11 protein-coding genes are annotated in these 13,524 nt (G+C 38.4%); 5 read left to right on the top strand and 6 right to left on the bottom strand.

Annotated elements, in window-relative coordinates; genetic code table 11:
* The first annotated feature begins 65 nt into the window (after positions 1-65).
* The gene (locus ACM03V_RS25990; protein WP_414623696.1) at positions 66-1,532 is read left to right on the top strand and encodes an O-antigen ligase domain-containing protein; all 1,467 of its coding nucleotides are present in this window, start codon (positions 66-68) and stop codon (positions 1,530-1,532) included.
* Between the two features lie 141 nt (positions 1,533-1,673).
* Here ACM03V_RS25990 and ACM03V_RS25985 read toward each other — a convergent pair whose 3' ends face one another.
* The 3 genes from ACM03V_RS25985 to ACM03V_RS25975 form a co-directional block, all read right to left on the bottom strand.
* Positions 1,674-1,859 (bottom strand): pentapeptide repeat-containing protein, encoded by a 186-nt coding sequence (locus tag ACM03V_RS25985; protein WP_414623695.1) that lies wholly within the window; start codon positions 1,857-1,859, stop codon positions 1,674-1,676.
* Entirely contained in the window at positions 1,831-2,145 is a 315-nt protein-coding gene (locus tag ACM03V_RS25980; RefSeq protein WP_414623694.1) for a pentapeptide repeat-containing protein, read from the bottom strand. The genes ACM03V_RS25985 and ACM03V_RS25980 overlap by 29 nt, the downstream gene beginning before the upstream one ends.
* A 141-nt stretch (positions 2,146-2,286) precedes the next feature.
* A complete protein-coding gene (locus ACM03V_RS25975) occupies positions 2,287-3,228 on the bottom strand; it encodes an N-acetylmuramoyl-L-alanine amidase (RefSeq protein WP_414623693.1) in 942 nt (313 codons plus the stop codon).
* Between the two features lie 507 nt (positions 3,229-3,735).
* Between ACM03V_RS25975 and bchH the strand changes: the two genes are divergently transcribed.
* From bchH to ACM03V_RS25960, 3 genes are all read left to right on the top strand, one after another.
* Entirely contained in the window at positions 3,736-7,581 is a 3,846-nt protein-coding gene (bchH, locus tag ACM03V_RS25970) for a magnesium chelatase subunit H (RefSeq protein ID WP_414623692.1), read from the top strand.
* A gap of 804 nt (positions 7,582-8,385) precedes the next feature.
* A complete protein-coding gene (locus tag ACM03V_RS25965; RefSeq protein WP_414623691.1) occupies positions 8,386-8,607 on the top strand; it encodes a type II toxin-antitoxin system HicB family antitoxin in 222 nt (73 codons plus the stop codon).
* Positions 8,607-8,792, top strand: coding sequence for a type II toxin-antitoxin system HicA family toxin (locus tag ACM03V_RS25960; protein WP_414623690.1), 186 nt, complete (start codon positions 8,607-8,609; stop codon positions 8,790-8,792). The genes ACM03V_RS25965 and ACM03V_RS25960 overlap by 1 nt, the downstream gene beginning before the upstream one ends.
* Before the next feature lie 160 nt (positions 8,793-8,952).
* Here ACM03V_RS25960 and ACM03V_RS25955 read toward each other — a convergent pair whose 3' ends face one another.
* Positions 8,953-9,423, bottom strand: a complete 471-nt coding sequence (locus ACM03V_RS25955; RefSeq protein ID WP_414623689.1) for a tetratricopeptide repeat protein — start codon at positions 9,421-9,423, stop codon at positions 8,953-8,955.
* Between the two features lie 788 nt (positions 9,424-10,211).
* The gene (trmB, locus tag ACM03V_RS25950) at positions 10,212-10,850 is read right to left on the bottom strand and encodes a tRNA (guanosine(46)-N7)-methyltransferase TrmB (RefSeq protein ID WP_414623688.1); all 639 of its coding nucleotides are present in this window, start codon (positions 10,848-10,850) and stop codon (positions 10,212-10,214) included.
* 208 nt (positions 10,851-11,058) lie between these two features.
* Between trmB and ACM03V_RS25945 the strand changes: the two genes are divergently transcribed.
* Positions 11,059-12,159, top strand: coding sequence for a metallophosphoesterase family protein (locus tag ACM03V_RS25945; RefSeq protein WP_414623687.1), 1,101 nt, complete (start codon positions 11,059-11,061; stop codon positions 12,157-12,159).
* A gap of 54 nt (positions 12,160-12,213) precedes the next feature.
* On the opposite strand, the gene ACM03V_RS25940 is transcribed toward ACM03V_RS25945, so the two are convergent.
* On the bottom strand, positions 12,214-13,431 hold the full coding sequence (locus ACM03V_RS25940; RefSeq protein ID WP_414623686.1) for an FIST N-terminal domain-containing protein: 1,218 nt from the start codon (positions 13,429-13,431) through the stop codon (positions 12,214-12,216).
* Between the last annotated feature and the right edge of the window lie 93 nt (positions 13,432-13,524).

The raw sequence follows: 13,524 nt of genomic DNA, 5'->3' as shown, positions 1-13,524 counted from the left end.
TCCCTACTCCCTACTCCCTACTCCCTACTCCCTACTCCCTACTCCCTACTCCCTAATTTGAAGCAGTGAACCATACTTTAAACACAACTCCTAAAAAAAGATTTTCTTTTGGTTTAGAACCGCCTTTAGGTTGGACGGCGATTCTGGCATTCGTATTATTTACGGCAGTATGTATATTTTCGGGTGCTACAGCTATCCTCCGAAATGGATATATCGCCGTTTCTTTTGCAGTAGGTCTTTTTTTGTATCTGCGATATCCCATTCTTTATATCGGTTTTACATGGTGGCTGTGGTTTGTTACGCCATTCATTACTCGTATAGTTGATTTAAGAAGCGGTTTTGATCCCAGCCGCTTTATGCTTGTATCCCAATTCTTAGTAACTTTATTAACTTTACATACATTATTAATATATCTTCCTAAGTCGTTACGACAAGGTGGTTTACCCTTTGTAATGGCGTTTTTAGGCGTTTTCTATGGTGCGCTGATCGGACTAATCAAAACTTCCCCTATGATTGTAGCTCGGGGAGTTTTTGCCTGGTTGACTCCCGTTACTTTTGCTTTCTTCTTATTTATCAAATGGCGAGAATATCCTCAGTACCGGCAAGTGCTTCAGCGCACTTTTATTTGGGGTGTATTAGTAATGGGAGCTTATGGAGTTTGGCAGTTTATAGTAGCACCTGAATGGGATGTATTTTGGCTCGTAGAAACTGAACTTAAGAGTATGGGAAATCCGGAGCCTCTGGGATTGCGTGTATGGAGTACGATGGCTTCTCCCGCGCCTTTTTCAGCTGTAATGATGGCTGGTTTGTTATTACTGTTAACTCATGCACATTACTTGAATATACCCGCTACTGCTGTGGGTTATTTGTCATTTTTGTTGACATCGGTACGTACTTTGTGGGGTGCTTGGCTAATAGGATTAGTCACATTATTTGGTTCGTTAAAAGCACAGTCTCAAATGCGTTTGATTGTGGTTATTGTACTGATGATGCTGTGTATTGTACCTTTAACAACGATTGAGCCATTTTCTGAAACGATTACACAACGCTTTGAAACTTTCGGCGAATTGGAAAAAGATGATAGCGCTCAAGTTAGACAAAAAATTTACGAAGAAGGTTTAAATAAAGCCCTTACTAACGGTTTCGGGAATGGAGTAGGAAATACATTTACTCTTAACGAACAAGGTATTTTAGAACCAATTGTAATTGACAGCGGATTTCTCGATTGCTTTTTTACATTAGGTTGGTTTGGAGCAGTATTTTATTTAGGTGGAATGCTGCTGTTGGTTTATCAAGTATTTCAATTTACCGAATGTCGTTTCGATTCCTTTATGGCTGCATCTCGGGGTATTGGTATCGCCATGATATCCACTTTAGCGGGTAACAGCGGAATGTTAGAAGTTGCTGGTATGGTGCTGTGGGGATTTTTAGCAATGGCTTTAGCAGGACATAATTACCACGTACACGAGCAGAATAGCTTTAACAATTATCAGTTAAGAGTTAGGGATGAAGAGTTTGAAGTTAGGAGTTAGGAGTTTTTAGCTTATTGTAGGTTGGGTTAAAGGCGCACGAATCATTTATGGTTTACGAAAATTACTTTTGCGCCGTAACCCAACATCGGTTTATGAGTTAGGAGTTAGGAATTTAAACAATAATAGGTTAACTATTTAGTTTCAACAGTTATCATTCCGAATACTTCCATCTGGCATGATAGTGTTGCAGAAAAAAGCTTCTTTAAAACTGACTCCTTCTAAGTTGGCTTCTCTCAAGTTAGTATCGCGCAAATTGGCACTCGTCAGATTTGCACTTTGAAGATTAGCTTCAGTTAGATTAGCTCCTGTTAGGATAGCTTTCTTCAAAATCAGCTTCGGTGAGATTAGCAATTGTTAACTTCGCAAAATATAAATTAGCTTTCTTGAAAATGGCTCTAGAGAGATTAGCACCCACAAAACTAGCTTCAGCCAAGGAAACCTCAGTAAAATTCGCTCCTGCTAAATTTGCTCCATCAAGAAACGAATTCATTCTGGAACCGCTGAAATCCGCATAACTTAAATCAACTTCGTTTAAATCCAGGCTTCCCAAATCAAGTCCCCGAAAATCTCTTTGCCCACTTTCATATAGCTCTAATAATTCCTTACGCTCCATCCTTTTGCTCCCGCATCAAACAACATAAAACGCAAATCAAGATATTAACAAATATAAGATAGCCATAAATATTGTTAGCTTAATATTCATAACATAAATAAAAAACCAGACTTCTAATAACTAACCACTAAAAACTAACTCCTAATCAATCAACTTACGCCAAGTTAAATTACCGACAATTCCATCAGCATACAAACCATTTGCTCTTTGAAATTGTTGAATTGCATCTTCTGTGTATAAGCCATATATACCGTCAATTTCGGCACCTACACGGTATTGTAAATATTTCATCACTATACCGGCAGCATGGTTTTTTCTAATTACTGGTTTTGCTAAAACTTGATTGATTGCTGCCCATGTAGTGTTACCAATAATCCCTGTTTGTTGAATATCAACTATTTCTTGAAATTTCCTAATTGCAGATGCTGTTGCTGGCCCAATTTCATTATCTTCATCTAAAGGTTTGCCGGTGTAATCGGTCATTCTGAGACGATTCAAAGTTTTCTGCAATCTAATTATAGATACATCAGGATTTGATGTTTCATCGGGGACTGAAATAACGGGAGTAGAAGTTAATTTACCTGTCAAACCTTTAACAATCGCATTTGCCATTGATTCCGAATTAAATAACTTCATATCTTTTGCAGAATCAATAAAGCAACATTCGATGAAAATTGCAGGCATATTTGTATTTTTCAAAACAAATAAATGGGAACCATTTTTAACGCCACGATTAAAAAATCCCATTTTAATAATTTCATCTAATACCGATTTAGCAACCTTTTTACCCGTGTCGCTAATAGAAAATATTTCGGTACCGTTAGCAAATTCGTTAAAAGTATTAAAATGTATGGAAACAAAAATATCAACTTTGCTTTCATTTGCTTTCGCGCATCTTTGACGCAAAGAATTCCCTACACTAAAAGATTTTACTGGTTTACAATTTACAACTTGATGTCCTAAATCTTTTAATTTACCTATAACTCGATTTCCGACATCCAATGTTAAATTGTCTTCGTATTTTATTCCATTTTCTCCAGTGTCGGGAGGACAATTATGTCCAATATCAATTCCAAATCTCATATAGTTACCTAAAATATTAAACATTACTTTTAAAACATTGAATATATGAGATGTCAAGAGAATTTAATTACATATAGGTGACTGTCTTCTATATTTGTATTCTAAAATTAATCTTCTACTATTTAGTGTTTTATATTATCCTCTAATTTAAAGCTTAGTACTAAACCTTTATCTAGAATTCAATATCTTATGTATCAGTATTTACAATGAATCTTATACGTTTTTTATTAAAAAATATCTGCTTATTTGAGTCTTAAATTAATACTTAATATCTTTGAATTTTTAAGTAATTATGCTTTGATTGTTAACTAGTACAAGTCGGCGTAAATAAGGCAACCATTAAAAATAGCTGAAAAGCCTAGAAAATCAAACTTCTTACTTCTTACTTCTTACTTCCGCGAAGCGGTACTAGGTAGAATAAATACAGCTATATTCCTACTGCCTACTCCCTTTGAATGCTTAACTTCGCTAAAGTTGTAGAATGAAAAGCTGGAGTGGTTTTACAACATGAAACGCATCGTCTTGATTGCAGGGTTTGAATCTTTTAACACCCTTTTGTATCGCAAAGCCGCTGATATGGCTGTATCTGGCTGCTCCGATTTGGATATTCGGGTATTTAGCGATCGCGATATCAGCAGCAAACGAACTGAGGTAGAAACTGCACTTCAAGATGCTGATGTGTTTTTCGGTAGCTTGCTATTTGACTACGATCAAGTTTTGTGGTTGAGGGAACGAGTAAATAATATTCCCATACGCTTGGTGTTTGAGTCAGCTTTGGAGTTGATGAGTTGCAACAAAATCGGTGCATTCGCAATTGGCGATAAACCCAAAGGAATGCCCAAACCTGTAAAGTTTATTTTAGATAAATTCAGCAACGGAAGGGAAGAAGATAAACTTGCTGGCTATATTAGCTTTTTGAAACTTGGCCCCAAACTATTAAAATTTGTACCAGTGCAGAAGGTACAAGATTTACGCAACTGGTTAATTATTTACGGTTATTGGAATGCTGGTGGTTGCGAAAATGTCGCTTCATTATTTTGGACTTTAGCAGAAAAATATTTAGATTTAAAAGTCGGCGATATTCCCGCACCTTTAGAAACACCGAATATGGGATTGCTTCATCCCGATTATGATGGTTATTTTGAGTCACCAAAGGAATATTTGAAGTGGTATGAGAAACGGAAGATCAGAACTAGCCCCCCTTATGAAAGGGGGGAACAAAGTCCCCAAGGTTTAAAAAGTCTGGCTTATAAACAAGAACATTTAAGCCCTGCTTCTCAAGGGGGGTTAGGGGGATCTGATCGAAATCAAGTAATCGGAATTCTCCTCTACAGAAAACACGTCATCACCAAACAACCTTATATTCTGCAATTAATCAAAGCATTTGAAGAAGCTGGGTTAATTCCCGTACCGATATTTATTAACGGTGTAGAAGGGCACGTTGCTGTCCGCGACTGGATGACTACGGATTACGAAACTCAACAACGCGAACAAGGTAATAAAATAACTCATTCTCTTTCCCCGGAAGCTGCGAAAGTTGATGCAATTGTTTCTACTATCGGTTTTCCTTTGGTGGGAGGCCCCGCAGGTTCTATGGAAGCGGGAAGACAAGTTGATATTGCTAAAGGAATTCTCGGTGCTAAGAATGTGCCTTATATTGTTGCTGCACCTTTATTAATTCAAGATATTCATTCCTGGACTCGTCAGGGTATCGGCGGTTTACAAAGCGTAGTTTTATACGCACTACCGGAATTGGATGGAGCTATTGACACGGTTGCTCTCGGTGGGTTGGTGGGAGAAGATATTTACTTGGTTCCGGAAAGGGTACAAAGATTAATTGGTAGGGTGAAAAGCTGGGTTAATCTCAGACAAAAACCTGCTTCCGAACGCAAAATCGCGATTATTCTCTACGGTTTTCCACCGGGATATGGTGCAACGGGTACTGCTGCTTTATTAAATGTACCGCGCAGCTTATTAAAATTTCTCCACGCTTTGAAAGAGCAAGGTTACGACGTTGGGGAATTACCGGAAGATGGGGAAGAGTTGATTCGTTTGGTGAAAGAAGCGGACGAAAATGTAGAGAATTTGAATTCAACGTCTCAAAATACTGTTAATGTCAGAACTTTAGAAAAATGGCTGGGTTATCTTCAAACAACTCGCGTTGAAAAGCAGTGGAAATCCCTGACGGGTTCTGGTATTAAAACCTACGGTGATGAGTTTCATGTTGGCGGTATTCAATTCGGCAATGTTTGGATAGGTGTTCAACCACCTTTAGGAATTCAAGGCGATCCGATGCGGTTGATGTTTGAACGCGATTTAACGCCGCATCCCCAGTATGCTGCTTATTACAAGTGGTTGCAAAATGAGTTTGCTGCGGATGCGCTGGTTCACTTTGGAATGCACGGTACTGTAGAATGGTTGCCGGGTTCTCCTTTGGGCAATACTGGTTATTCATGGTCTGATATTTTACTGGGGGATTTGCCAAATCTATATATTTATGCGGCGAATAATCCTTCTGAATCAATTTTGGCGAAGCGTCGCGGTTATGGGGTATTGATTTCTCATAATGTACCTCCTTACGGACGTGCAGGTTTGTATAAATTGATGGCTGAACTCCGAGATTTAATTGCGGAGTATCGCGAAGAACCGCAGAAGAATTATGTACTTAAAGAAGGGATTTGTAAAAAGATTGTTGATTCTGGTTTGGATGCCGACTGCCCGTTTGAGGAAGCTAAAAAGTTGGGAATTGAATTCACTCCCGAAAATATCGGAATGTTTAGCGCTGATGCTTTTAATAATTATTTGGTAAAGCTGTACGAATATTTGCAGGTTTTGGAAAATCGGCTGTTTTCTTCTGGGTTACATATTTTGGGGGAAGCACCAAATCAGGAGGAGATGAAGTCTTATTTGGATGCTTATTTTGGGGAAGAGTCAACGAAAAACCTAACCCCCCAACCCCCTTCCCTGCAAGGGAAGGGGGAGAATTTAAAGCCTCTCTCCTTGCAGGAGAGAGGTTTGGAGAGAGGTTTGCAACCTGGAGAAGAGGAAGAGAGAATTAAGGAATTATTGGAGCAGAGTACGGATGAGTTAACTAATTTATTACGGGGTTTGAATGGCGAATATATTCCACCTGCTCCGGGGGGAGATTTATTACGGGATGGTGCTGGCGTGCTACCGACGGGAAGAAATATTCATGCTTTAGATCCCTATAGAATGCCTTCTCCTGCTGCTTATGAAAGAGGAAGGGAGGTTGCAAAAAAGATTATTGAGCAGCATTTACAAGAAAATGGCAGCTATCCTGAGACAGTCGCTGTAATGCTATGGGGATTGGATGCTATCAAAACAAAAGGCGAATCTTTAGGGATTTTATTGGAGTTAGTGGGTGCGGAACCCGTTAAGGAAGGTACGGGAAGAATTGTTCGTTACGAGTTAAAACCTACTTCTGAAGTTGGGCATCCGCGAATTGATGTTTTGGCTAATCTTTCAGGGATTTTCCGCGATAGTTTTGTCAATATTATTGAGTTATTGGACGATTTATTTCAACGTGCTGCGGATAAAGATGAACCTTTAGATCAAAATTTCATTCGCAAGCACGCTTTAGAATTAAAAGAAAAAGGTGTAGAGAATACTCACGCAAGGTTATTTTCTAATCCTGCGGGTGATTTTGGCTCTCTAGTAAACGATAGAGTTGTTGATGGTAATTGGGAATCTGGCGAGGAGTTGGGGAATACTTGGCAAAGTCGCAATGTGTTTAGTTACGGTAGAGAAGATAAAGGGCAAGCACGCCCGGAAGTGTTAAACCAGCTTTTGCAAAATACCAGTCAAATCGTCCAAGAAATTGATTCGGTGGAATACGGTTTAACTGATATTCAAGAATATTACGGAAATACTGGCGGTTTAAAAAAAGCTGCGGAAAAGCAAGGTGGAAAGAAGGTTAAAGCTAGCTTTGTAGAAAGTTTTTCTAAGGATACTACTCCCCGTGACTTAGATGATTTATTGCGGATGGAATATCGCACCAAGTTATTAAATCCCAAATGGGCGGAAGCAATGGTTAATCAAGGTAGCGGCGGTGCATTTGAAGTCTCCCAACGCATGACGGCTTTAATTGGTTGGGGTGGTACTGCGGATTTTACTGACGAATGGGTATACGAACAGGCAGCCGATACTTATGCTTTGGATGATGAAATGGCGGATAAATTGAGGAAAGCCAATCCAGAAGCGTTTAAAAATATTGTTTCAAGAATGTTGGAAGCCCACGGAAGAGGTTTCTGGGATGCTAGCGATGAGAAGTTGCAGAAGTTACGCGAATTGTATGAAGTGACGGATGAAGAATTGGAGGGCGTAACAATTTAGATACACCCACATTTTATTATTCACTTTTTGCGTTATTCTTTTTACCATGTTGCCAGTATCCAATCACAATAGTTGGTAGTGCGGTTGAAAGTGCAGTAACAATTGCAATCACAACGTTTTTCTGAAAGGTTTTTTGTCACCCTTTACCCTTGCCATTTAGCCGGAAAATCGCACTCAAAGCCTTGTATTACGACAAGACAACAGGAAAGCACAAGACAAAAATCTTAAAAACCTTGGCGATGCATCGCAATGTATTTAAGTATTTACTACTAGCTACTCTGCACTCAGACTATTTAAACACAGTTTAGAAGCGTTTTTTCAGTATTCTTACTATTAGTATTTTCTTCTTTGAAAGGTATTTACGTAATTTATGTGATGACTCCAGCTATATAAGGAGAATAGGAGCTTTGATTGTTTGTTTATATATATTTATGTATGTATGTATGTATGTATGTATAAATATGAAGCTTCCATAATAACTTTGTAGGTTGGGTTAGACACGACTAAGAAAATATATTTGTAACGAGAAACTTGATTCCCAAAGTGTCGTAACCCAACATCATGATTATGAATAAGAATATTGTAAAAATATCCACAATTAAATGTTGGGTTACAGCGCAATCGAGATTTTCAGTATGAAACGCTTATTCTTCGTGCGCTTAACCCAACCTACCAACTAGAATATAAAATGATCTTAGAGTTTAGGTTTCAATCTTTAATTGAAAACAAAACTCTATTTATTCACAATATTTGGTTGAAATATAATAACCAATATTATAAGTTTAGCTGTATAAATTAATCTATATGGAAAATTCTTTTACCGCAATATTTGAGAAAGTAGACGATTGGTATATTGGTTATGTCCAAGAATTACCCGGTGCTAATATACAAGAAAGAACTTTAGAAGAAGCAAGGGAAAGCTTACAGGAGGCTATCGAACTTGTTTTACTATCAAACCGAGAGCTTGCAGAGCGACAAATTTTCGGTAAAAACGTTATTCGTGAAGCAATTACAGTCAAGATTTAGTGAAAAGACGTAAACTGATTCGTCATTTAGAAGAAAATGGGTGTCTTTTTCTCCGAGAAGGTGGCAAGCATAAAATTTACTATAATCCCTCTAACAATAGAACGTCAGCAATACCCAGACATAGTGAGATTGTTGATATTTTAGTTAAAAAAATTTGTAAAGATTTAGAAATTCTTCCACCTTAAAAATATTAAATTTAATTTCTCAATCCAACATCAAAGCTTAACTAATGTTGGCTAAAACGAAGCTTTAACCAATCCATTAACTAATCAATTAACAGCAGATTTCTACCATCTGCTGTAAAAAATTCCTTAATAGATACACAGTCTTTGGAGATAAACGCTTTTAACTGAGTCTAAGCGTACATTCCAAAATCAACTTCTGATTTATTAAAGAATAAGGCTGAATTTCTAAAGCACGCTGAAAAGAATCGATCGCTCTGGCATATTCTCCTAAAGCTGCATAACACAAACCCATACCGTGAAGTGCGCCGAAATGTAGCGGATTAAGTTCGATTGCTACTTGGGTATCGGCTAAAGACTTTTCGTATTCGCTATTGGTGTAATACAGAAAAGCACGACGATTCCAAGCTTCGGCAAAATCGGGTTGAGCTTCAATCAATTGCGTCAGCATTTCTTCAGCTTCGGTAATTTTACCTGCATCCAGTAGTTTTTGGCTGGCTTCTATTTTTTCTAACCCGTAAACTCCCTTCTGCTGAAACCATAAGCGCCACAATTTACGAGTAGCTTCTTCTCGCACTACCTCATCCGGGTTTTTCAAATCTTCAAGTAACGAGTTGATAAATAAAGAATCCATGAGGTTAATTTTTTTAGTATCAGAGTATCTATGTAAGTCTAATCTCGCACAAATTCATCCCAAAATACAGTAATTTACTCACTTTTAATCTTTTGCTTTAAATTTGATGCTGACAAATCTTTATAGCTTTCTGTAGTTTACAATACTTTTTTTCTGTACTCAGTTGAATTTAACTATCTCTAAGCTAAAATTTCATCTTTAACTTACATAATCCACAACAAAAATAAACCATTGATAGTTGACAGATTAATATTTATTGATAATTGATAAAAACATCACCAAAAAATCATCATAATATCTTCTTTAAAAAGTATATGAAAACATATGATTCTTTCATACTTGTTATGCGGGATTAAATAGTCGTCGAAGAGGCAACAGGGAATAGGAAACGGGGAACAGCTATATAAATGAGTAGTAAATATATAAATATTTTTGCTTAATTACTTACTTCCCATCTCATACCATTTCTTTATAAAGATGCACCAAATTTAGCCCACCTTACGGTGGTGAACCCACCCCCGTGCGCGGGTTAAGAGCGTTGAGGGGAGTGGTGTTAGCGCAGCGTTAGCCTTACCCGGAGGGGCTTTGTTTGAGTAGCCCCACTCTTCGCCTCGTGAGGGCGAGAAGGGCGCGGCTTTATTAGGTGTAGGAATGGCCGCAACCGCAACGTTAGCGCCTAGCGGAGCGTACCGTAGGTATTGCGTGTCCCGCGAGAAACATAAAATTAGGTATTCCCAACGTTGATATCCCCCCAACCCCCCGCTAATTTGGGGGGCTTTACGTAAGTCCTAACTCCTAACTCTTTCAAACACCGCACGGTAGACTGGTTCGTTTTTTCCTAATGTAAATAATTCTCTTTCGGTTGCAACTGGTAAGGGATTTTCTGCTAACCATTCTTGGCTTTGTCGGTGAAAATCGGAGTTCTCTTCAAAACGATCGCACATCTCTATCTCGACAAATTTAACGTCGGATTGTAAAAATACCGTTCCCCCCGGTGCGAGAGAATCTGCTAATTCTGCCACTAATTCCGGTTGTGCAACTCTTCTTTTTGCATGACGATTCTTAAACCAAGGATCTGGAAATTGAATTGTGACTCGCTGTAAAATTCCTGTTGGTAAAGAAGATAAAATCGGCTTTAATGAAGTATTCGCGTTACAAAATATATAGTGTAAATTTGTTAATCCTAATTCCGAACGCATTTTATTGGCTGCTTCTACCAAAGGTTTGCGAATTTCTAAACCCAGAAAATTACAATTGGGTTCTAGCTGCGCCATTTCTATTAAAAATTGACCCCTAGCACAACCAATATCTAAAAGTAAAGGTTGATTCGCATTTACATAAATCTTTTCCCAATCAATTGGATCGATTGGTGCTTGATATCTTATTCCTAAAGGATTAACGTGCTGACGAACTCGAACGCGATTCATAATCAGTGAACAGTGAACAGTGAACAGTTATCAGTTAACAGTTAACAGTTATCAATATTAGTAATTTTTTACTCTTAACTCTTAACTTTTTCGCTAAATATTTACAAATGTTAAACCAATAATATTCCTATACTTCATTTGCTTTCAAACGTTATACTCTATTTAAAAAGCGCTTTTTTACACCTTATATAAGATTTTATTTAATTCAATGAGTCTAAATTTTCGTTTTGCGATCGCCAGTGATTTACACGTTGCACTTCCTCATACTATCTGGGATCATCCGAGTCGCTTTCACTTGGTGGAAGTTAGTATCCCGGCTTTTGAAAGTGTTTTAGAACATTTAACACAACTAGATTTAGATTTTCTTTTACTACCGGGAGATTTAACTCAACACGGCGAACCACAAAATCATACTTGGTTACAAGAACGTTTAGCAAAACTACCTTTTCCAAGTTATGTGATACCTGGAAATCATGATGTTCCGGTTTTAAATGCTAACGAGCAATCGATTGCTTTTAAAGATTTTCCGCAGTTTTACCGTAAATTTGGTTACGAAAATACAGAACAACTTTACTATACTTGTAAATTACTACCGTCGGTTAGGTTAATTGCTCTTAATTCTAATAACTTTGACGATCGAGGTAATCAAATAGGGCGTTTGGATAACGAGCAGTTATGCTGGTTAGAAGAGGTTTTAGCAACAGCTAACGATGAATTAATCATGGTGATGGTTCATCATAACGTAGTCGAGCATTTGCCAAATCAAGCGTATCATCCGATGGCAAGCCGCTATATGTTAGATAATGCACCGGAACTATTACAAATTCTCCGACGTTACAAAGTTCAGTTAGTCTTTACCGGGCATCTACATATTCAGGATATAGCTTGTCAGGATAATGTATATGATATTACGACAGGTTCCTTAGTTAGCTATCCACATCCTTACAGAATATTAGAATATCGTCAGGGCAATCCCGGACAAGCTAAGTTACAAATATCATCTCGTAAAGTAGAATCTGTTTCTGACTTCCCCGACTTACAGCAAAGTTCCCATAAATGGATGTGCGATCGCAGTTTTCCCTTCATAGTCAAACTACTAACTTTACCTCCGTTAAATCTTCCCCAAGACAAAGCAGAAGAATTAGCCCCTACATTACGAAGTTTCTGGGCAAATATAGCTGATGGAGATGCATTCCTTGAATTTCCCCAATTTCCCGAAAAACTACGTCAGCACTTCGAGAAATACAGCGCAATAACTCCCGATGGGCATCGGACATTTATTGATAATCATTCAACGTTGTTGCTTTAAGGAGTTAGGAGTTAGGAGTTAGGAGTTAGGAATTAATTAAAATTACTACCCCCTCTACCCCCTCTCCCCATTTTGTCGTGCGATTGCAAAGACGGAGGTAAAACCGTGGACAAAAGTACTGTCACCTACGGGGCCGATTTCGCCGTTGCAGAAAAATCCTCCTAAAGGTATATCTTTGATGTAGCGTTGGAATAATTGGGAATCAAAGTTTGGTTGTTTATAAAGTCCTTCGCCTCTACCCAAACAGGAAAACATTAAAGCACCTACGGGAGATGATTTACCCGCTTGTTCTTGTTGATATTTGTTGAGCAAAAATTCTAAATCTTCAGCGGAAGTTTGAGCGTCCCGGAGGTGGAACTGTAGGCGCTGTCCGGGACGTAGGTAGTCTCCTACGGCGATCGCCCCTGCTGCTGGATCTACTCCGAGGATGTTACGGATTAAGAAGTCTCCTTGCTGCAAATCTTGTTTAAATTCACTCATCGCTACACCCACAAATAATGAGTTTTGAGCAAGGATTTTTTCTTCTTCGCTTAAACTACCAATCAAATCCCGCAATAAAATCAACGGCACCTGTTGTTCAATTTCTAAGATGATGTTGCGATCGCACTTGCCGATCTGATGTGGTGTACCAATGGGACGACAACCTTGGGCAACAATGGTATCTAAGGTAATGTTGCCGGTTAATGCTATTCCTACGGTACCTTCTGTATGCAGCTCGTCGTTACAAAACAAAGCTATGCGATTATTGATTCCACCGCTTGCTTGCCCTCCTACGGTGACGGAACCGGGATAGGCAAAGTCCAAACCTTTTAATAAGTCGTTGATACCGCTGGCGATGTTACCCGAAAGCAAAATAAATTGCGGTATACCCTCTGGCGGTACCTCAATCAAATCTACCCAAGCATTAGGAGAACTATCTAAATCGGGTAATTCTTCAGCAACTACATGAAACGGATAAATATTTACTTCTGGTAAATAAGCTAAAGTCAGCGATAAAGCTGGTTCGTCTTCTAATTCTTGAGCTTCTCCATCACTGCTTGTACCAACTACACCGCCGCCACTACAGCCAATTAGTACGGGCACTTCTAATTGCTCTGCAAGTAAAGGTAAAAATCGGGAATACTCGCTGGTAAAAGCAGACGAAATAAACGCGATTGCTAAATTTGCTTTCTTCGACAACTTCCCTACAGCTTGTTCCACAACTTCAGAAATTGCTGCTTCTAAAGAAGGGCGGGTTGATAAGGCGTTGCTCCACTGCATTTGATCTGCCATAAATTACTTTTTATATTTTTATGCTTTTAAGCTAATACTTTTTAGTTTTATATGCTCGAAACCATTATTTATTATTTATATCTAGAAGTAGTT

This window comes from Calothrix sp. CCY 0018, from assembly GCF_963920925.1.
Classification (GTDB): domain Bacteria; phylum Cyanobacteriota; class Cyanobacteriia; order Cyanobacteriales; family Nostocaceae; genus Rivularia.
Note: the sequence above shows the minus strand (reverse complement) of the source record. Positions and strands in the feature narration are given on the sequence as shown.